The 17197-nt window shown below is 74.0% G+C and carries 15 protein-coding genes, 1 pseudogene and 1 riboswitch; of the genes and pseudogenes, 7 read left to right on the top strand and 9 right to left on the bottom strand.

Features of this window, described 5'->3' with window-relative positions; all coding sequences use genetic code 11:
- Window positions 1-574 precede the first annotated feature (574 nt).
- The 3 genes and pseudogenes from LG943_RS20155 to LG943_RS20145 form a co-directional block, all read left to right on the top strand.
- Window positions 575-964, top strand: a pseudogene (locus tag LG943_RS20155) (hypothetical protein); the annotation flags it as partial.
- A 245-nt stretch (window positions 965-1209) separates the two neighbouring features.
- On the top strand, window positions 1210-1785 hold the full coding sequence (locus LG943_RS20150; RefSeq protein ID WP_270073884.1) for a hypothetical protein: 576 nt from the start codon (window positions 1210-1212) through the stop codon (window positions 1783-1785).
- A 229-nt stretch (window positions 1786-2014) separates the two neighbouring features.
- Complete coding sequence (locus tag LG943_RS20145; protein ID WP_270073883.1) at window positions 2015-3661, top strand: DNA repair helicase XPB; 1647 nt, start codon at window positions 2015-2017, stop codon at window positions 3659-3661.
- 42 nt (window positions 3662-3703) lie between these two features.
- On the opposite strand, the gene LG943_RS20140 is transcribed toward LG943_RS20145, so the two are convergent.
- Window positions 3704-3940, bottom strand: coding sequence for a hypothetical protein (locus LG943_RS20140; protein WP_270073882.1), 237 nt, complete (start codon window positions 3938-3940; stop codon window positions 3704-3706).
- A gap of 251 nt (window positions 3941-4191) precedes the next feature.
- Between LG943_RS20140 and LG943_RS20135 the strand changes: the two genes are divergently transcribed.
- Window positions 4192-5181 (top strand): R2-like ligand-binding oxidase, encoded by a 990-nt coding sequence (locus tag LG943_RS20135; RefSeq protein WP_270073881.1) that lies wholly within the window; start codon window positions 4192-4194, stop codon window positions 5179-5181.
- A gap of 127 nt (window positions 5182-5308) precedes the next feature.
- On the opposite strand, the gene LG943_RS20130 is transcribed toward LG943_RS20135, so the two are convergent.
- Window positions 5309-5902, bottom strand: coding sequence for a phospholipid scramblase-related protein (locus LG943_RS20130; RefSeq protein WP_270073880.1), 594 nt, complete (start codon window positions 5900-5902; stop codon window positions 5309-5311).
- 140 nt (window positions 5903-6042) lie between these two features.
- Between LG943_RS20130 and LG943_RS20125 the strand changes: the two genes are divergently transcribed.
- The gene (locus tag LG943_RS20125; RefSeq protein WP_270073879.1) at window positions 6043-6468 is read left to right on the top strand and encodes an NUDIX hydrolase; all 426 of its coding nucleotides are present in this window, start codon (window positions 6043-6045) and stop codon (window positions 6466-6468) included.
- A gap of 68 nt (window positions 6469-6536) precedes the next feature.
- On the opposite strand, the gene LG943_RS20120 is transcribed toward LG943_RS20125, so the two are convergent.
- Both LG943_RS20120 and LG943_RS20115 read right to left on the bottom strand, forming a co-directional pair.
- The gene (locus tag LG943_RS20120; protein ID WP_270073878.1) at window positions 6537-7577 is read right to left on the bottom strand and encodes an LLM class flavin-dependent oxidoreductase; all 1041 of its coding nucleotides are present in this window, start codon (window positions 7575-7577) and stop codon (window positions 6537-6539) included.
- A gap of 165 nt (window positions 7578-7742) precedes the next feature.
- Complete coding sequence (locus tag LG943_RS20115; protein WP_270073877.1) at window positions 7743-8204, bottom strand: DoxX family protein; 462 nt, start codon at window positions 8202-8204, stop codon at window positions 7743-7745.
- Between the two features lie 93 nt (window positions 8205-8297).
- Between LG943_RS20115 and LG943_RS20110 the strand changes: the two genes are divergently transcribed.
- Window positions 8298-9278: a LysR family transcriptional regulator gene (locus LG943_RS20110; RefSeq protein ID WP_270073876.1), complete on the top strand. Its 981-nt coding sequence runs from the start codon at window positions 8298-8300 to the stop codon at window positions 9276-9278.
- Between the two features lie 330 nt (window positions 9279-9608).
- On the opposite strand, the gene LG943_RS20105 is transcribed toward LG943_RS20110, so the two are convergent.
- The 4 genes from LG943_RS20105 to thrC form a co-directional block, all read right to left on the bottom strand.
- A complete protein-coding gene (locus tag LG943_RS20105) occupies window positions 9609-10373 on the bottom strand; it encodes a maleylpyruvate isomerase family mycothiol-dependent enzyme (protein ID WP_270073875.1) in 765 nt (254 codons plus the stop codon).
- Between the two features lie 342 nt (window positions 10374-10715).
- On the bottom strand, window positions 10716-12344 hold the full coding sequence (gene groL / locus LG943_RS20100; protein ID WP_270073874.1) for a chaperonin GroEL: 1629 nt from the start codon (window positions 12342-12344) through the stop codon (window positions 10716-10718).
- A 387-nt stretch (window positions 12345-12731) separates the two neighbouring features.
- On the bottom strand, window positions 12732-13010 hold the full coding sequence (locus LG943_RS20095) for a MoaD/ThiS family protein (protein WP_270073873.1): 279 nt from the start codon (window positions 13008-13010) through the stop codon (window positions 12732-12734).
- An 84-nt stretch (window positions 13011-13094) separates the two neighbouring features.
- A complete protein-coding gene (gene thrC / locus LG943_RS20090; RefSeq protein ID WP_270073872.1) occupies window positions 13095-14363 on the bottom strand; it encodes a threonine synthase in 1269 nt (422 codons plus the stop codon).
- Between the two features lie 13 nt (window positions 14364-14376).
- Window positions 14377-14517: riboswitch (SAM riboswitch) on the bottom strand.
- A gap of 347 nt (window positions 14518-14864) precedes the next feature.
- On the opposite strand from thrC, the gene LG943_RS20085 reads away from it, so the two are divergent.
- Complete coding sequence (locus LG943_RS20085) at window positions 14865-16304, top strand: alpha,alpha-trehalose-phosphate synthase (UDP-forming) (RefSeq protein ID WP_270073929.1); 1440 nt, start codon at window positions 14865-14867, stop codon at window positions 16302-16304.
- 93 nt (window positions 16305-16397) lie between these two features.
- On the opposite strand, the gene LG943_RS20080 is transcribed toward LG943_RS20085, so the two are convergent.
- On the bottom strand, window positions 16398-17072 hold the full coding sequence (locus LG943_RS20080; RefSeq protein WP_270073871.1) for a GrpB family protein: 675 nt from the start codon (window positions 17070-17072) through the stop codon (window positions 16398-16400).
- Window positions 17073-17197 lie beyond the last annotated feature (125 nt).

Raw genomic sequence — 17197 nt, 5'->3', positions numbered from 1 at the left:
GCCGCCCCGGTGCGGTCCGGCGCGGCGCGGACCGTGCCGGGCCGTCCGGGCGCGGACGCGGCCGGGAACTCTGATGAGATAGGAGGTGCGCGAGCACGCGTCCCACGCCCACGGATTCGCGAAGAGGGAACCCCCTATGAGCAACCATTCGCTGCCGCCCGGCGCCTCCTCTCCTCGGGACGAGCCGCCTCCGGGGTACCGCGCGCGTCGGCGCGAGCCCGGGCGCGGGCAGGACGGGGAGCCGCGCGGCCCCCGCGATCCCTCCGCCGCCGACCGGGGCGGGGCGCCCGGCGCCGAGGGCGGCGCCCCCCGGGGCGGCCGATCCGGCCAGCGCGGCGAACGCCCCGCCGCCGCGCCCTGGGGCACCGACCCCGCCGGCCCCGCCGCTCCCGCCGACCGGCCCTCCGCCGGGGCGCCCCGGCCCGGTCCCGCGCCCGGCGCGCCCCACGGCGCACGCTCCGCGCCCGAGCCCGGGGCCCGCTCCGAGCCCGCGCCGCGCCGGCGGCCCCAGGGCCGCCCCGACCGCCCCGAGCGGCCTGGCGGCGGCGCCGGCACCGGCGAGTCCCCCGTCCCCCGGCGCGCCGCCCCCGACCCCGAGCGCGGCACGGAAAAGCGTGCTTCCGAGGGCCGCGACGACGACCGCGCCGAGGACCGCGACGGCGAACGCCCCGAGGCCGCGCCCACCGGCGCGGCGAGCAGCCCCACCATGGCGCTGATCCTGCACGCGCTGACGTTCCTGTGCTGCGCCAACTGGATCTTCGGCGTCATCGGCATCGTCTTCGCCGTCCGCGCCGGCCACAAGCGCGACCAGGGCCGCTACGCCGAGGCCGAGATGCTCACCCGCTACTCCTGGTACGCCCTGGGCGCCGCCGCCGTGATGTTCTTCGTCATGCTGGTGTCGAGCTTCTGGCTGCTCACCCAGGCCGGCTCGCTGTTCGAGGGCGTCGTCGGCGTGGGCTACTGACCCCCCGCTGACCCCGCCTGCCCCGCCGGGCCGTCCCTGCCCCCGATCGCCCGCCGCCCGGTGTTGAGCCGCCCGCTCGGGGCAGTGGGCCAGGCCCGGCGGCCGTCCGCCGGGGCCGTGGCCGCACCGGGGCGGCGGACACTACCCTGGCGGGCAGCGGCGGCGGGCGCGCGCTCCTGCCGCGAGGCGGCCACCGCTGCCCCGCCCGCGCGCACCGCCCGGACCACTCGAAAGGCGGGCCACCGATGAGCGATCCACTGCCGCGCCCCCGCAGCTACTGGGACACCGAGCCCGGGAGCGGTCTTGGCGGCCCGGCCGACCCGGGCGGCCTCGGCGATCCCGGCGCCTTCGGCGCACCGGGTAGCGGCCCGGGCCGCCCCGGCGCGGACCCCGCCCCGTTCCCGCGCGGCCCCGTGCCCGCCGGCCCGCCCCCGGGCGCGGGCGCCCTCCTGGGCGCGCCGCCCCCCGGGTACGGCCCCGGGTACGCCCCCGCCGCCGGCGGCGGCCTGCCGCCGCCCACCCCCCGCACGTCCGAGTACACCGGCCCGCCCGCGCGCGTGGGCGCCGCCGTCGCCGGCCTGCTGTGCGCCCTGGCCACGCTGGCGTTCCCCCTGCTGTTCGTGCTGCTGGGGTTCCCGCTGCTGGTGCTGCTGGTCAACGTCCCCGGCATCGCCTACGGCATCCTCGCCCTCACCCGCACCTCCGAGCCGATGGAGGTCGAGCGCTGCATCCGCTACATGTGGGGCTGCACGTTCGTCTACGTCGCGCTGATGTGCGTGATCCTCGCGGCGGCGGTCATGGTGCTGCTCTCCCTGCTGTGACCGCTGTGACCTCCGCCGCCCTCCCCCGGCGCGCCCGCCCCCGTCCATCCGCTCCCGCCGCCGCACACCCCGCGTGCGCCCCGCTTCCGCGCCTCCCCGTGCCCCGCGCCCGCTGCGCGTATGGTTGATGCGGTGACGCGGCGCGGGCATATCGCGGGCGGTCCCGGCGTTACACGCCCCGGCGCGCCGTGGGCGGCCCGCCTGCCATGACCCCTGCTGCGAGGTACGTGTGTCCTGCCTGATCGTCCAGTCCGACAAGACCCTCCTGCTCGAAGTCGACCACGAACTCGCCGACGAGTGCCGCCGCGCCGTCGCCCCCTTCGCCGAACTCGAGCGCGCGCCCGAGCACGTGCACACCTACCGCATCACCCCGCTGGCGCTGTGGAACGCGCGCGCCGCCGGGCACGACGCCGAGCAGGTCGTCGACGCGCTCATCACCTACTCCCGGTTCCCGGTGCCGCACTCGCTGCTGGTCGACATCGCCGAGACCATGGACCGCTTCGGCCGGCTGCGCCTCCAGGCCCACCCCGTGCACGGCCTGGTGCTGCACGCCCTCGACCAGGCGGTGCTGGAGGAGGTGGTGCGCGCCAAAAAGATCAAGGGCATGCTGGGCGAGCGCATCGAGCCCGACACCGTGGCCGTGCACCCCAGCGAGCGCGGCAACCTCAAGCAGGCCCTGCTCAAACTGGGCTGGCCCGCCGAAGACCTCGCCGGCTACGTCGACGGCGAGGCCCACGCCATCGACCTCGCCGAGGGCGACTGGGAACTGCGCGGCTACCAGCGCGAGGCCGCCGACAGCTTCTACTCCGGCGGCTCGGGCGTGGTGGTGCTGCCCTGCGGCGCCGGCAAGACGATCGTGGGCGCGGCCGCGATGGCGCTGGCCAAGACCACCACGCTGATCCTGGTCACCAACACCGTGTCGGTGCACCAGTGGCGCAATGAGCTGCTGAAGCGCACCACCCTCACCGAGGACGAGATCGGCGAGTACTCCGGCACCCGCAAGGACATCCGGCCGGTCACCATCGCGACCTACCAGGTCATGGCGGCGCGCCGGAAGGGCGTCCACACCCATCTGGAGCTGTTCGAGGCGCGCGACTGGGGGCTGATCGTCTACGACGAGGTGCACCTGCTGCCCGCGCCGATCTTCCGCATGACCGCCGACCTCCAGGCCCGCCGCCGCCTCGGCCTGACCGCCACCCTGGTGCGCGAGGACGGCCGCGAGGGCGACGTGTTCTCCCTCATCGGCCCCAAGCGCTACGACGCGCCGTGGAAGGACATGGAGAACCAGGGCTGGATCGCGCCGGCCGACTGCGTCGAGGTGCGGGTCAACCTCAGCGACGCCGAGCGGCTGGCCTACGCCACCGCCGAGCCCGAGGACCGCTACCGCTTCTGCGCCTCCACCGCCGCCAAGACCGAGGTGGTGCGGGCGCTGGTGCGCCGCCACGAGGGCGAGCAGACCCTGGTCATCGGCTCCTACATCGACCAGTTGGACGAGCTGGGCGAGGCGCTGGGCGCGCCGGTGATCAAGGGCGAGACCCGGGTGAAGGAGCGGGAGCGGCTGTTCGACGCGTTCCGCTCGGGCGAGCTGACCACGCTGGTGGTCTCCAAGGTCGCCAACTTCTCCATCGACCTGCCCGAGGCGGCCGTGGCCATCCAGGTGTCGGGGTCGTTCGGCTCCCGCCAGGAGGAGGCCCAGCGGCTGGGCCGGCTGCTGCGGCCCAAGGCCGACGCCCGCACCGCCCGGTTCTACGCGGTGACCGCGCGCGACACCATCGACCAGGACTTCGCGGCGCACCGCCAGCGGTTCCTGGCCGAGCAGGGCTACGCCTACCGCATCGCCGACGCCGACGACGTGCTGGCGGGCGACGAACTGTAGCCCGTTCGCCATCCGGTACGCCGGTGCGCGAGGGAAACGTGGCTACAGCGGCGGCAGCGCGCCCAGCACGATCGTGAACCCGGCGATGCACCAGGCCACCAGCGAGTAGCCCAGCGTCTGCGCGCGCAGCGCGGGGTTGCGGCGCACGGCCGGGGTGGCGAACGCGGCGACCATGAGGACCAGCGCGAGCATCGCGGGGATCAGCGACGCGATGACGAAAAGGCTCTCCTGTTCGGCGCAGGAGGCATAGCCGGAACTGTCCGGATCGCCGCAGAACACGTTGTCTCCCGGTCTCGTCTGTCTTCCCGGCGGGCGGGACGCGCGGGCGGGCACCCCCGGCCGACGTGCCGGGCGCCGCCGGCGTGGGCGGCGCCTCGGTGCGGGCGGTGCGCACGAAGAAGACCGTACCGCGCCCGCCGCCGCGCCCGCGCCGTCGGCGGGGCCGCGGCGCCGCCCGCCGATCCTCCTTTACACAGATCACTTCCGTGTCCAATGATGGGGTGGCACACACGACACGGAGGTGCCCCCCTATGACCGACCTCGCCGACACCGCGGCCCCCTCCCCCGTCCCCGAGACCCGGCAGGGCTTCCACTCGCTGCGCGCACGCGGCCTGAACTGGGACTCCTTCCCGCTGCGGCTGTTCCGCAAGGGCAACGCCCGGTTCTGGGACCCCGCCGACATCGACATGAGCCGCGACGCCGAGGACTGGAAGGAGCTGTCCGAGGAGGCGCGGCTGCGCATCATGCGGCTGTGCGCCCTGTTCGTGGCGGGCGAGGAGGCGGTCACCGAGGACATCCAGCCCTTCATCCGGGCGATGGCCGCCGAGGGCCGCATCGACGACGAGATGTACCTGACCCAGTTCGCGTTCGAGGAGGCCAAGCACGTCCAGGTCTTCCGCATGTGGCTGGACGCCCTGGGCATCACCGAGGACCTGCACTCCTTCGTCGACACCAACCCCGGCTACCGCGCCCTGTTCTACGCCGAGCTTCCGGCGGCGCTGAACGCGCTGGTGGACGACCCCAGCCCGCGCAACCAGGTGCGCGCCTCGGTCACCTACAACCACATCATCGAGGGCTCGCTGGCGCTCACCGGCTACCACGCCTGGAACCACGTGTGCACGGCGCGCGGCATCTTCCCCGGCATGCGGGAGATCATCAAGCGCATCGGCGACGACGAGCGCCGCCACATGGCGTGGGGCACCTTCACCTGCCGCCGCCACGTGGCCGCCGACCCCGCCAACTGGGACGTGGTCTCCGAGCGCATCAACGAGCTGCTGCCGCTGGTGAAGGCGTCGGTGCAGCGCGGCAGCGAGCCCCCGCCCAGCGAGGAGGAGAAGCAGTACATGCTCTCCGACACCGAGCTGATGGAGTACGCCGCCGACCGCGCCCTGCGCCGCCTGGGCGCGATCGAGACCGCGCGGGGGGTGCCGGTGTCGCGGATCGACGTGGACGCCTCCCCGGAGGAGCTGGAGGAGCGCTTCGGCGAGGAGGACCGCGCGGCACTCGACCGGCTGGGGTAGCGCCGGTCGAGGAGAGGTGCGGCGGGTGGGGCGGTGGGGCGCGGCCCGCCGTCGCCGCCCCCGTCGCACTCCGGCCACCGGCGCGCGGGCCGATCACCGCCCGCGCCGACCGCCCGCCGCCGTCGCCCTAGCGCTTGCCCTCGGCCAGCACCAGGTCCACGGTGATCCCCGAGGCGATCACCAGCGTCCTCAGCGGTTCGGGCAGGGTGGGGTAGCGCGGCCACAGCACGTAGGTGTCGGCGGCGGTGAACAGGTCGCCGAGGTCGGCCACCTGCCGGTTGACCTTGGCGACCTCGTGGTCGGTGTGGTCGACGATCTTGAAGTCGAAGCCCCAGAAGTCGCCCTTGATGGTGCCCAGGTGCCGCTTCCAGGGGTCCAGCAGCCGGAAACCGGCTTTGAACAGCTTGAAGTCCTGGTCGATGTAGCCGATCGGCGTGCCGTCGGGGTGGGCGATCGTGGTGGAGGCCGTCCACAGCGACCACGACTTCTCGATGTAGAGGCGCGGCCGGCGCCAGGCGTCGTTGACCATCAGCTTGCGGGCGAAGCCGGCGGTGTTGCCGGCCATGAACCGCAGCGCCTTCATGCCGCCGTCGAGGCCGACCTCGTGCACGTGGGCGAGGTGCCGGCCGTCGCGGTCGTAGCAGTGGTACTCCGACTCGTCGATGAAGAAGCGCTTGGGCTGCTTCACCACGATGGGGGCCGTGTTGAAGAGATCCTGCACGAACGGGTTGGACGCGCGGGGCGCCCCGGTGGTTCCCCTCGGCGCACGTGCGGCGCTCCCTCCCCGTCCCCCGCCCCGCCGGCGGCGCGCGGCCGCCCCCGTGATCCCGGCCGGGCGCCGCCGGTCCTAGAGTCGGCCCCATGACACCACGAGAACCCGCCGCGCCCGCGCCCGTGATCGACGCCCTGGCGTGGGTGCACGTGCGCGACCGGCGGCTGCTGTGCGCCCGCACGATCGGCCGGGAGCTGTACTACCTGCCGGGCGGCAAGCGCGAGCCCGGCGAGAGCGACGCCGAGGCGGTGGCGCGCGAGGCCGCCGAGGAGGTCGGGGTGACGCTGCTGCCCGGCACCATCGCCCCGTTCACGGTGGTCGACGAGGCCGCCGACCACTACCCGGAGGGCACCCGGGTGCGGCTGTCCTGCTACACCGCCGAGCACACGGGCACGCCGGTCGCCGCCAACGAGATCGCCGACCTGGCGTGGTTCGCCCACGCCGACCGCGACCGCTGCGCACCGGCCGTGCGCCGCGTCCTGGACCGGCTGCGCGAGCGCGACCTCATCGACTGACCCCGACTGCTCGGCGCGGCCGGCCACCGCCCCACCGCCCCTGCGGTGAGTGCCGGCCGCCCTCCTCCTCAGCCGGCGGCGGGGGCCGCCGCCGGCCGGGCGGGGGTGAGGCCCGCCAGGCGCGCCAGACGGGTGTAGGAGTCCAGCATCTCGGCGCGGTCGTAGGTGCTCAGCGTCACCAGCACCTCGTCGGCGCCGGTGCGCTCCACCAGGTCGGCCAGCCGCCGGGCCACCTGCTCCTCGGTGCCGTGGACGTGCCCGGTCATGGCCTCCTCGAAGCGGTCGCGCTCGCGCCCGGTCATCGTGCGCGCCTCGACCTCCTCGGCACTCACCAGCGGCGGGAACACCGCGTGGGTGCGCGAGTAGGCGAACGACCACGCCTCGGGGACCAGCAGCCGGCGGGCCGCCTCGGCGGTGCCGGCGACCGCGACGTTGGTCGAGACCACGACGTAGGGGCGCGGCGCCCACCGCGAGGGCCGGAAGCCCGCCCGGTAGTCCGCGACCAGCCCGGCCATGCGCTCGGTCCCGCCCACGGGCGCGATGACCAGCGGCAGGCCCAGTTCGGCGGCCGTCGCCGCGCCCGCGCCGGTGGCCAGCAGGAACGGCGCGGCCCCGGCGCCCTCGCCGGGGACGGCGTGCACGCCGGGGTGGTCGCTCTGCTCGCCGGTGAGGAACCCGAGCAGCCGGGCGAGCTGGTCGGGGAAGTCGTCGGCGGCGTCGGCGCCGCGTTCGAGGGCGCGGCGGATGCCCGAGGTGAAGCCCAGGGAGCGGCCGATGCCCATGTCGATCCGGCCGGGGTGCAGGGCGTCGAGGACGCCGAACTGCTCGGCCACCACGAGCGGCTGGTGGTTGGGCAGCATCACCCCGCCGGTGCCGACCCGGATGCGGGAGGTGGCCGCCGCGATAGCCGCCGCGAGCACGGTGGGCGCCGAGCCGGCGACTCCGGGGACGCTGTGGTGCTCGGCCACCCAGAACCGGTGGTAGCCCAGTTCCTCGGCCTGCCGCGCGAAGCGCACGGTGTCGCGCAGCGCCTGGGCGGGGGCCTGCCCCTGCCGGATGCTGGAGCGGTCGAGGACGGAGAGGCGGAGGTCGGGCGGCAACGTGCTCACGCTGGTTGCAACAGCCCGCACCGCCGGGAATTCCCGCCGCGCGGGGGGTGCCCCCGGGTGCCGTTCCGGCCCGCGCCCGGCCGCCCGCACCGGCACGCGGCGCGGGGGCGCGCCCCGGGGCAGGGGTGCGCCCCCGCGCCTGGCACGTGGGGCCGTGCGGATCCTTCAGGCCCGCGCGGTGGGCCGCTCGGGTACCGGCGCGCCGAACCGGCCGGCGGCCAGGGCGTCGGTGCTGAACCGGCCCGGCCCGTGGACCAGGACCAGCAGGCAGATGGCGGCGAGCACCATGACGTACTCGAAGCCGCCGTTGGCCAGCATCAGCCCGCCCTCGGCGTGGACGAAGACCCAGGCGCCGCCCATGATGACCGTCAGGACGACGGCGGCGGCGCGGGTGGCGGCGCCGACGATGAGCAGCACGCCGCCGACGAGTTCGCCGTAGGCCAGGAACGGGGCGCTCAACTCGGGGAGGGGGATGCCCATCTCGCGGTGGCCGGGGACCATCTCGGCCACGCCCCGGTTGACCACCGCGTCCCAGCCGTGGGCCAGGAAGACGGCGCCGACACAGACCCGCACCAGCAGGAACGCCACGTCGGTGAGAAGCGCGTCGGACCGTACCAGGTATTTCATCTGGTCTCCTTTTTTGGGGGATACCTTCCATTTGACCAGCGATGACGCTGTTACGGGAAATACCGATCGCGAATACCGATATACCCTTAAGGTATGGAGGACTTCGACGTGCGCGAAATCCGCTACTTCCTGGCCGTCGCCGAAGAGCGCAATTTCTCGCGAGCGGCGGCCCGCCTGGGCATGTCCCAGCCTCCGCTGTCCCGGGCCGTAAAGCGCATGGAGCGGCGGCTGGGCGCTCCGCTGTTCGAACGCGGCCACCGCGCCCTGCGGCTCACCGCCGCCGGACTCACCCTGCGCGACGAGGGCCGCAAGGTGCTGGAGGTCGTCTCGGCGGCCACTCGGCGCACCCGGCGCGCGGCCCGCGCCGCGCCCGCCCTCACCGCAACCGCCGAACCCGGACGCGGCACCGAGGTGCTGCGCCGGATCGTGGACGCCTACGCGGCGCTGCCGGGCGCCCCCGCCACCGCCATCGCGGTCAGCGGCTACCGCGCCCCGGCGGCCGCCGTGCGCGGCGGCCACGCCGACATCGCGGTCATCAGCACCCCCTACGACCGGCGCGGACTGGCCGTGCTGCCGCTGCTGGAGGAGCGGCGGGTGGCGGCGGTGCCCGCCGCGCACCCGCTGGCCTCCCGCGCCGAACTGCGCTGCGCCGACCTGGCGGGGGAGCCGTTCCCGCGCTGGCCGGGCGACACCGACGCCGCCCGCCGCTACGTCACCGGCCAGGACCGCGCCGACGCCGACCGCGCCGAACCCGGCGAGGCCGCCGAGGACCCCGCCGGCCCCCTGGTCCACGACATGCAGCAACTGCTGGAGGTCGTGGGCCTGGGCCAGGCGCTGGCGCTGGTGCCCCACCACGTCGCCGAGCGCAACCCGCGCCCGGATGTGGTGTACCTTCCGGTGGCCGACGCCAGCCCCTACGCCATGGCGCTGGCCTGGCCCGACGACCCGGCCGGCCTGCTGTGCCCGGCTGTGGACCTTTTCGTCAAAACGGCGATCGACGTCGTGGGAGCGCCGGTGGATTCGCCGCGGGGCACGGTCGGCACTGTGGACGCGGTGGGCGCAGGGCCGGCGTAACACGAGGTCGGCACCCGGCGGATTCCCACCGGATCGCCTCACGCATACCGTATCCAGTTAACGGTGATGGAAATGCGACGCCGCCCGCCGACCATTCCCGGGCGCCAATCCCAGTGTGCGAATACCGCATTCACAAGGCGTTTTCCGGGTTTCGGGGAATTTTCGGGCCGCCGGTGCGGCGGGTCGCTCGGCGCGGCCGCGCCCCGCCCTTCCGAACGGCCGGCTCCAAGGGCGCGGGCGGCACGACCGGCGGTCGGCGGCGCGGCGGGACGGTCGGCGCAGGTGCCGCCCGCCGCAACGCGCCCCCGCACCCCGTCCGAACTCCTCTCCTCAGGCCATCGCGGGCAGCGCGGGCAGGACCGCGGCCGGATCCGCCATCGGGGTGCCGCCCCGGTGCACGATCAGGGCCGACCCGTCGGCGCGCCCCGACAGCCAGGCGAGGAGGTCGCCGGCGGCGCCCTCGGCGGTGACGGCCGGGCCGGCCGCCGCGCCGATGCGGAACTCGGTGCCGGTCTCGGCGACGCGCAGCAGCACCGGCGGCACCTCCTCGGCCACCGCGAAGCGGCCGGTCAGCAGCGCCAGTTCGTGGCCGACGAACTCCTCGGGCCAGTCCTTGGGCCGGTAGCCGAGGCCGAGGTCGACGTGGTGGTACTCCACCTCCGCCAGCCGCTTCCACGGCAGCGCCGAGGCCGGGAACCGGGCACCGGAGCGGTGCACCACCTCGAATTCCCACGCCTGGCCGCCGGTCTCGCGCGCCACGCGCGCGAAGCGCTCGGCGGCGGCCTCGATGTCGGCGGCCTGCTCCTGGGGCGGCCGGCCGGCGCCGTCGGCGATGTCCTGGGCGCGCGCGTCCTCGCCGGGGTACATGTCCACCCGGCGCCCCTCCTGGGCGCCCTCCAGCACGCCGGTCAGGGCGTCGGCGTTGCGCGCCACGTGGGCGAGCACGTGGCCGCGCGTCCACTCCGGCAGCAGCGAGGGCTCGCCGACCTGGTCGGGGCGCATCGCGGCGACCGTGTCCAGCAGGCGGCGCGTGGCGTCCTCGACGAGGTCGAGGACCGCGGCCGTGTCGTCGGTGCGGATCCGGGGTGCGGTCATCGTCGCCTCCTGTGCTGGTGGCCGCGCGTGGCCGCCGCGCGGGGTGCGGGCCGGGCCGGCCCGGGGGTGGTGCGGCGCTTTCGGCCGCGCCCGGCGGGGCGCGGTCGAGGCGGTTGCGACGCTACCACCGGGGGCTTCGCGGCGGGTGGAGGCGGGGCGGCGGGGGATGGTGCGCCGCACCGCCGGCACCGCCGGCCCCGCCGCCCGGCGCTCCCCCGCAGTGCCCCGGCGCGCCGGCCCCGCGAACGCGAAGCGGGCGGCCCCCCTCGCGGGGGACCGCCCGTTCGTCGCAGGCACTGTGTTCGCGTACCCGGACTCCAGACTCCTCGGTGGAGAAGAGTCTCAGAAGTCCATGCCGCCCATGCCGCCGGCGTCGGGGGAGGCCGGGGCGGCCTTCTCCGGCTTCTCGGCGATGACGGCCTCGGTGGTCAGGAACAGACCGGCGATGGAGGCCGCGTTCTGGAGCGCGGAGCGGGTGACCTTGGTCGGGTCGATGACGCCGTCCTTGAACAGGTCGGTGTACTCGCCGGTGGCGGCGTTGAGGCCGATGCCGGCCTCCAGGTTCTTCACCTTCTCGGCCACCACGCCGCCCTCGAGGCCGGCGTTGATCGCGATCTGCTTCAGCGGCTCCTCGATCGCGCGGCGCACGATGTCGGCGCCGATGGCCTCGTCGCCCTGGAGGTCCAGCTTCTCGAAGGCGGGGACGCCGGCCTGGAGCAGCGCGACACCGCCACCGGGCAGGATGCCCTCCTCGACGGCGGCCTTGGCGTTGCGGACCGCGTCCTCGATGCGGTGCTTGCGCTCCTTCAGCTCGACCTCGGTGGCGGCGCCGGCCTTGATGACCGCCACACCGCCGGCCAGGCGGGCCAGGCGCTCCTGGAGCTTCTCGCGGTCGTAGTCGGAGTCGGTGCGCTCGATCTCGTTGCGGATCTCGTTGACCCGGCCGGAGATGGCGGTGGCGTCACCGGAGCCGTCCACGATGGTGGTCTCGTCCTTGGTGACGACGACCTTGCGGGCGCGGCCGAGCATGTCCAGCTCGGTGTTCTCCAGCTTCAGGCCGACCTCTTCGGTGATGACCTGGCCGCCGGTCAGCACGGCGATGTCCTCGAGCTGGGCCTTGCGGCGGTCGCCGAAGCCCGGGGCCTTGACGGCGACGGACTTGAAGGTGCCGCGGATCTTGTTCACGACGAGGGTCTGGAGCGCGCCGCCCTCGACGTCCTCGGCGATGACGACCAGCGGGCGGCCGGCCTGGAGGACCTTCTCGACGATCGGCAGGAACTCGTTGTTGTTGGAGATCTTGGAGTTCGCGATGAGGATGTAGGGGTCCTCAAGGACGGTCTCCATGCGCTCCAGGTCGGTGGCGAAGTAGGGCGAGATGTAGCCCTTGTCGAAGCGCATGCCCTCGGCGAGCTCCAGCTCGAGCCCGAAGGTCTGGCCCTCCTCGACGGTGATGACGCCTTCCTTGCCGACCTTGTCCATGGCCTCGGCGATGGCCTCGCCGATCTGGACGTCGCCGGCGGAGATCGAGGCGGTGGAGGCGATCTGCTCCTTGGTCTCGATGTCCTTGGAGAGGTTCGCCAGCTCCTCGCTGATGCGGGTGACGGCGGCGTCGATGCCCCGCTTCAGGCCGACGGGGTTGGCGCCGGCGGCGACGTTGCGCAGACCCTCGCGGACCAGGGCCTGGGCCAGCACGGTGGCGGTGGTGGTGCCGTCACCGGCGACGTCGTCGGTCTTCTTGGCGACCTCCTTGACGAGCTCGGCGCCGATCTTCTCCCACGGGTCCTCGAGCTCGATCTCCTTGGCGATGGAGACACCGTCGTTGGTGATGGTGGGGGCGCCCCACTTCTTCTCCAGCACGACGTTGCGGCCCTTGGGGCCGAGCGTGACCTTGACGGCGTCAGCGAGCTGGTTCATACCGCGCTCAAGGCCGCGACGGGCCTCTTCGTCGAACGCGATCAGTTTGGCTGCCATAGACTTCTTGTCCTCCCGGGACCGGGCTGATACGCGAAGTGGTACGAGCCGACGCCCGCGACGGACGACCGCTCCCGTGCCGGCAACCCCGCTGCCGACGGGTGCGGTCTCATCGCCTCGAACCAGGATTAGCACTCACCGTCGATGAGTGCTAACGATCCCCTTTTTAGCACTCTCCCTAGGCGAGTGCAAACGCCTCCCGAAGTTTTCCCCGGCGGGCTACCCGCAGGTCAACACGGCGTTCGCGGCCCGGCGCGGACACCCCCGCGACCCCGCGAAGCCGCTGGTCGGGTCCTGGTCCGGCCCTGGTCCGGTCCCGGTCCGGACACGACGCGGCCCGCGCCGGTCCGCCGCAGGGGCGGGGGCGCGGGCCGGGCGGCCGGCGGGTCAGCAGCCTCCGGCCACCGCCGGGATGATCGAGATCTGGGTTCCCGACACCGTGGGGGTGTCCAGGCCCTGGGCGAACCGGACGTCCTCGTCGCCGACGTAGACGTTGACGAACCGGCGGATCTTGCCGGAGTCGTCCACGACGCGCGCCCGGATGCCCGGGTAGTTGGCGTCGAGGTCGGCCAGGACCTCCTGGACGGTCTCGCCCTCGGCGGTGACCTCGGCGGCGTCCTTGGTGTAGGTGCGCAGGATGGTGGGGACGCGGACGCTGACGCTCATGGGGCGGTGTGCTCCTTGACTTGGCTCGTGCGGTACGGCGGTACGGCGGGTGCTGCGGTGCGTGGGGGCGGCGCCTGCGGCGGGCTAGACCAGCCCGGCGGCCTTGAAGACGTCCAGGGACGGCTTGATGGTGGCGGTCACCCCGGCCTGGACCGCGTTCAGGGTCTTCAGGCCGTCGCCGGTGTTGAGCACCACGGTCTCGGCCCCGGGGTCCAGCGCGCCCTCGGCCAGCAGCCTGCGCAGCACACCGGTGGTGACACCGCCGGCGGTCTCGGCGAACACGCCCTCGGTGCGGGCCAGCAGCGCGATGGAGTCGACCACCGCGGCGTCGTCGACGTGGGCGACCGCGCCGCCGGTGCGGCGGCAGATGTCGAGCACGTAGGGGCCGTCGGCCGGGTTGCCGATGGCCAGCGACTTGGCGATGGTGTCGGGCTTGACCGGCTGGATGACGTCGTGGCCCTCCTCGAACGCCCGCGCCACCGGCGAGCACCCGGTGGCCTGGGCGCCGAACACCTTGTAGGGGCGGTCCTCGACCAGGCCCAGCTTCACCAGCTCGCGGAAGCCCTTGTCGATCTTGGTGAGCTGGGAGCCCGACGCGATCGGGATCACGATCTGCTCGGGCAGCCGCCAGCCGAGCTGCTCGGCGATCTCATAGGCCAGGGTCTTGGAGCCCTCGGCGTAGTAGGGGCGCAGGTTGACGTTGACGAACCCCCAGTCCTCGCCGGCGGGGTCGCCGATCAGCTCCGAGCAGAAGCGGTTGACGTCGTCGTAGGTGCCGTCGATGGCCACCACCTGGCCGCCGTAGACGGCCGCCATGACGACCTTGCCCTCCTCCAGGCCGGCCGGGATGAACACGCACGAGCGGAACCCGGCGCGCGCGGCGGCCGCGCCCACCGCGCCGGCGAGGTTGCCGGTGGAGGAGCAGGAAAGCGTGCGGAAGCCGAAGGTGCGGGCGGCCTCGACGGCCATGGCCACCACCCGGTCCTTGAAGGAGTGGGTGGGGTTGCCGGAGTCGTCCTTGACGTGCAGGGCGCGCATGCCCAGTTCGGCGGCCAGCCGGTCGGCCCGCACCAGCGGGGTGAGGCCGGGGTTCATGTTCGGCAGCTCGGCGACGTCGGCCGGCACCGGCAGCAGGTCGGCGTAGCGCCAGATGTTCTTGGGGCCGCGCTCGATGGCCTCGCGGGTGATGTCGCCGAAGTCGTAGGCCACCTCCAGCGGCCCGAAACAGAACTCGCAGGCGAAGCGCGGGGCGAGGTCGTAGCGCTCGCCGCACTCGCGGCACGACAGCGCGGCGGCGGAGCCGAAGGGGCGGGTGGCGGCGGCGGAGGCCGGTTGGGCGGCGGTGGTCGCCATTGCGAGGCGTCTCCCCTCATCTTTCCTGATGACCACTTTGGTCCAGGCCGGAGTTGGCACCTGCCTCGGCCGCCTCGCGGGATCGCGAGTAACGCACACCGAGATGGTTGCCGGGGCTTCGCAGGGCCGGTCCCTCCACCCCTCTGGATGAGCAATGTGAAATTGTGCGGTCCGGACTCGGAATACAGCCGGATCCGAGGGACACTGTAACCCACGCTTCGTCCGCTTTGCCATCGAGGGTGATCCGGTAACACCCCCGCCGAGGGGCGGCCCAGGGGCCCCGCCGGACCTGCGCCCGCGCCGCCACCGGCCCCGCCGCGCGGCCGCACGCGAGCCCGCGCCCCTCACGTTCGTGTTTGCGCGCCTGCGCTGAAGGCGAGACCTATGACACCTTCCGTTAACGAACCCTGTCGCCGACGGCCACCCGTGTAGTCAAATCGGTGTAGTCGCACGAAACGTCGGCGCGATGACCGGGTGACCAGGTGAGAGGTGGGCGATCAGGTGGACAAGGCGCAGATCCTTGTTGCTTCCAACAGGGGACCGGTGTCCTTCTCGATCAGCGAGGACGGCTCCCTCGACTACCGGCGCGGCGGGGGCGGACTGGTCTCGGGCCTCAGCTCCGTGGCCGCCACCACCGACACCCTGTGGGTGTGCGCGGCGCTGTCGGAGGCCGACCGCAAGGCCGCGGCCACGGCCCCCGGCGCGCGGCTGGACCTCGCCGGGTTCGACCTGGGCGGCATGCGGGTGCGCATGCTCGACATCCCCGACGACACGTTCACCGACGCCTACACCCGCGTCGCCAACTCCACGCTGTGGTTCGTGCACCACATGCTCTACGACACCCCCAACAAGCCGCGGTTCGACGCCGCCTTCCGCCGCGAGTGGCAGGGCTACCGCGACTACAACGGCGCGTTCGCCGAGGCCCTGCTGACCGGGTCGGCCGACAACGCCCGCGTGGCCGTGCAGGACTACCACCTGGCGCTGGTGCCGCGCATGCTCCGCGGCCGCCGCCCCGACCTGCGCATCACCCACTTCTCCCACACCCCCTGGGCGCCCCCGGAGTACTTCCGCATGCTGCCGGCCGAGATCGGCCGCGAACTGCTGGAGGGCATGCTCGGCGCCGACCATCTCGGGTTCCTCAGCCGGCGGTGGGCCGACGCGTTCCTGCGCTGCTGCGAGGCGTTCCTGCGCGTCGAGGTCGACTGGAGCAAGCGCACCGTGGAGTTCGGCGGGCGGATCATCGAGGTGGCCGTGCACGCGCTGGGCGCCGACGCCGGGAACCTGCGCGAGCGCGCGGCGGCGGCCGACGTCGAGGAGCGCCGCGCCGCGCTGCGCGAGCGGGTGGGCGACCGCAAGCTGATCGTGCGGGTGGACCGCACCGAGCTGTCCAAGAACATCGTGCGGGGCCTGGAGGGCTACCGCGAGATGCTGCGCGACCACCCGGAATGGCACGGCCGCGTCACCCACCTGGCGTTCGCCTACCCCAGCCGCGGCGACGTCCCCGAGTACCGCGAGTACACCGAGTCGGTGCGCCGGGTGGCCAAGGAGATCAACCAGGAGTTCGGCACCGCCGACTGGAGTCCGCTCATCCTGGAGGTCAACGACGACTTCCCGCGCTCGCTGGCCGCCTACCGCATGGCCGACGTGCTGCTGGTCAACCCCATCCGCGACGGCATGAACCTGGTGGCCAAGGAGGGGCCGGTGCTGTCGGACAACGGCTGCGCGCTGGTGCTGTCCACCGAGGCCGGCGCCGCCGACGACCTCGGCCGCGACGCCCTGCTGGTCAACCCCTACGACGTCAGCGAGACCGCGCGGGTGCTGCACCGGGCGCTGGAGATGGACGACGACGAGCGCCGCGCCCGCTGCGAGCGGCTGGTCGAGCGCGCCTCGGCGCTGCCGCCGAGCCGCTGGTTCGAGGACCAGTTGCGCGCCCTGCGGTAGGCCGTGAGGGGGGCGGGGACGGTCGTCCCCGCCCGCAGAACCGATACCGGACCGGTCCGCGCCCGACCTCGGGAGCGCGCGGCGGCGCCGCCCTCAGGCGGGCTTGGCCGCCGCGCGGGCGCGCGCCAGGATCTCCTCGACCACCTCGGACTTGGCGTCGGCGTAGTCCTGCACCTCGCGCCAGGTGCGCTCGGCCAGCGCCCGCTTGGTGCGCAGGTACAGGTCGCGGTCGGCGCCGTCGGCGCGCAGCCGGTCGCGGAACAGCAGCATCCGCTCGATCTCGGGGCAGCCGGCGGCGAACACGTGCAGGTTGACGTTCACGTCGGGGCCGTTGAGCAGCCGGTGCTCGTGGAAGTCGGGCTCCCGGTGCCGCAGCACGTAGCCCGCCGCCTCAAGTTGCGGGACGTAGGCGTCCTCGTCGGCGGGGTCGGCCACCGCCAGCAGCACGTCCACGCACGGCTTGGCCGCCAGCCCGGGCACCGAGGTGGAGCCGACGTGCTCGACGGCGAGCGCGGCGCCGCCCAGGGCGTCGCGGATGCGGTCGGCCTCGCGCTGGTAGAGGTAGGGCCATTTGGGGTCGTAGTCGACCAGCAGCACGCGGCCGTCGCGGAAGTGCGGGCGCTGGAGGGGCGCGGGGGCCGCGCCCGGGGCGCGCGAGGGCAGGGGCGGCGGGGCGCCGGCACCGCCTGCGGGAGCACCGGAGCCGGCGCGCGGATCCTCGGCGCCCGGGGCCTCGGCAACGGGTTCAGGGAGCTGGTCGAGGGGCATGGCCCCAGACTTCTATGTTCGCCTGCCGCACGTCAAGGCGCCTACCAGCGACGACGCGCTGACGCAGCGCCACAACACGCCCCTGGTCAGCGGCGTCGCCGCGCACCCCCGCGCCGCCGCCCGCC

This window comes from Streptomonospora mangrovi (assembly GCF_027604915.1).
GTDB classification, from domain to species: domain Bacteria; phylum Actinomycetota; class Actinomycetes; order Streptosporangiales; family Streptosporangiaceae; genus Streptomonospora; species Streptomonospora mangrovi.
This window is presented reverse-complemented; position numbering and strand designations above follow the sequence as displayed.

Bases quoted from the DNA above. Each gene is read 5' to 3' on its own strand.
- thrC (WP_270073872.1), bottom strand. From the start codon at position 14,363: ATGGCGACCACCGCCGCCCAACCGGCCTCCGCCGCCGCCACCCGCCCC.
- LG943_RS20150 (WP_270073884.1), top strand. From the start codon at position 1,210: ATGAGCGATCCACTGCCGCGCCCCCGCAGCTACTGGGACACCGAGCCC.
- groL (WP_270073874.1), bottom strand. From the start codon at position 12,344: ATGGCAGCCAAACTGATCGCGTTCGACGAAGAGGCCCGTCGCGGCCTT.
- LG943_RS20105 (WP_270073875.1), bottom strand. From the start codon at position 10,373: ATGACCGCACCCCGGATCCGCACCGACGACACGGCCGCGGTCCTCGAC.
- LG943_RS20135 (WP_270073881.1), top strand. From the start codon at position 4,192: ATGACCGACCTCGCCGACACCGCGGCCCCCTCCCCCGTCCCCGAGACC.
- LG943_RS20110 (WP_270073876.1), top strand. From the start codon at position 8,298: ATGGAGGACTTCGACGTGCGCGAAATCCGCTACTTCCTGGCCGTCGCC.
- LG943_RS20080 (WP_270073871.1), bottom strand. From the start codon at position 17,072: ATGCCCCTCGACCAGCTCCCTGAACCCGTTGCCGAGGCCCCGGGCGCC.
- LG943_RS20115 (WP_270073877.1), bottom strand. From the start codon at position 8,204: ATGAAATACCTGGTACGGTCCGACGCGCTTCTCACCGACGTGGCGTTC.
- LG943_RS20125 (WP_270073879.1), top strand. From the start codon at position 6,043: ATGACACCACGAGAACCCGCCGCGCCCGCGCCCGTGATCGACGCCCTG.
- LG943_RS20095 (WP_270073873.1), bottom strand. From the start codon at position 13,010: ATGAGCGTCAGCGTCCGCGTCCCCACCATCCTGCGCACCTACACCAAG.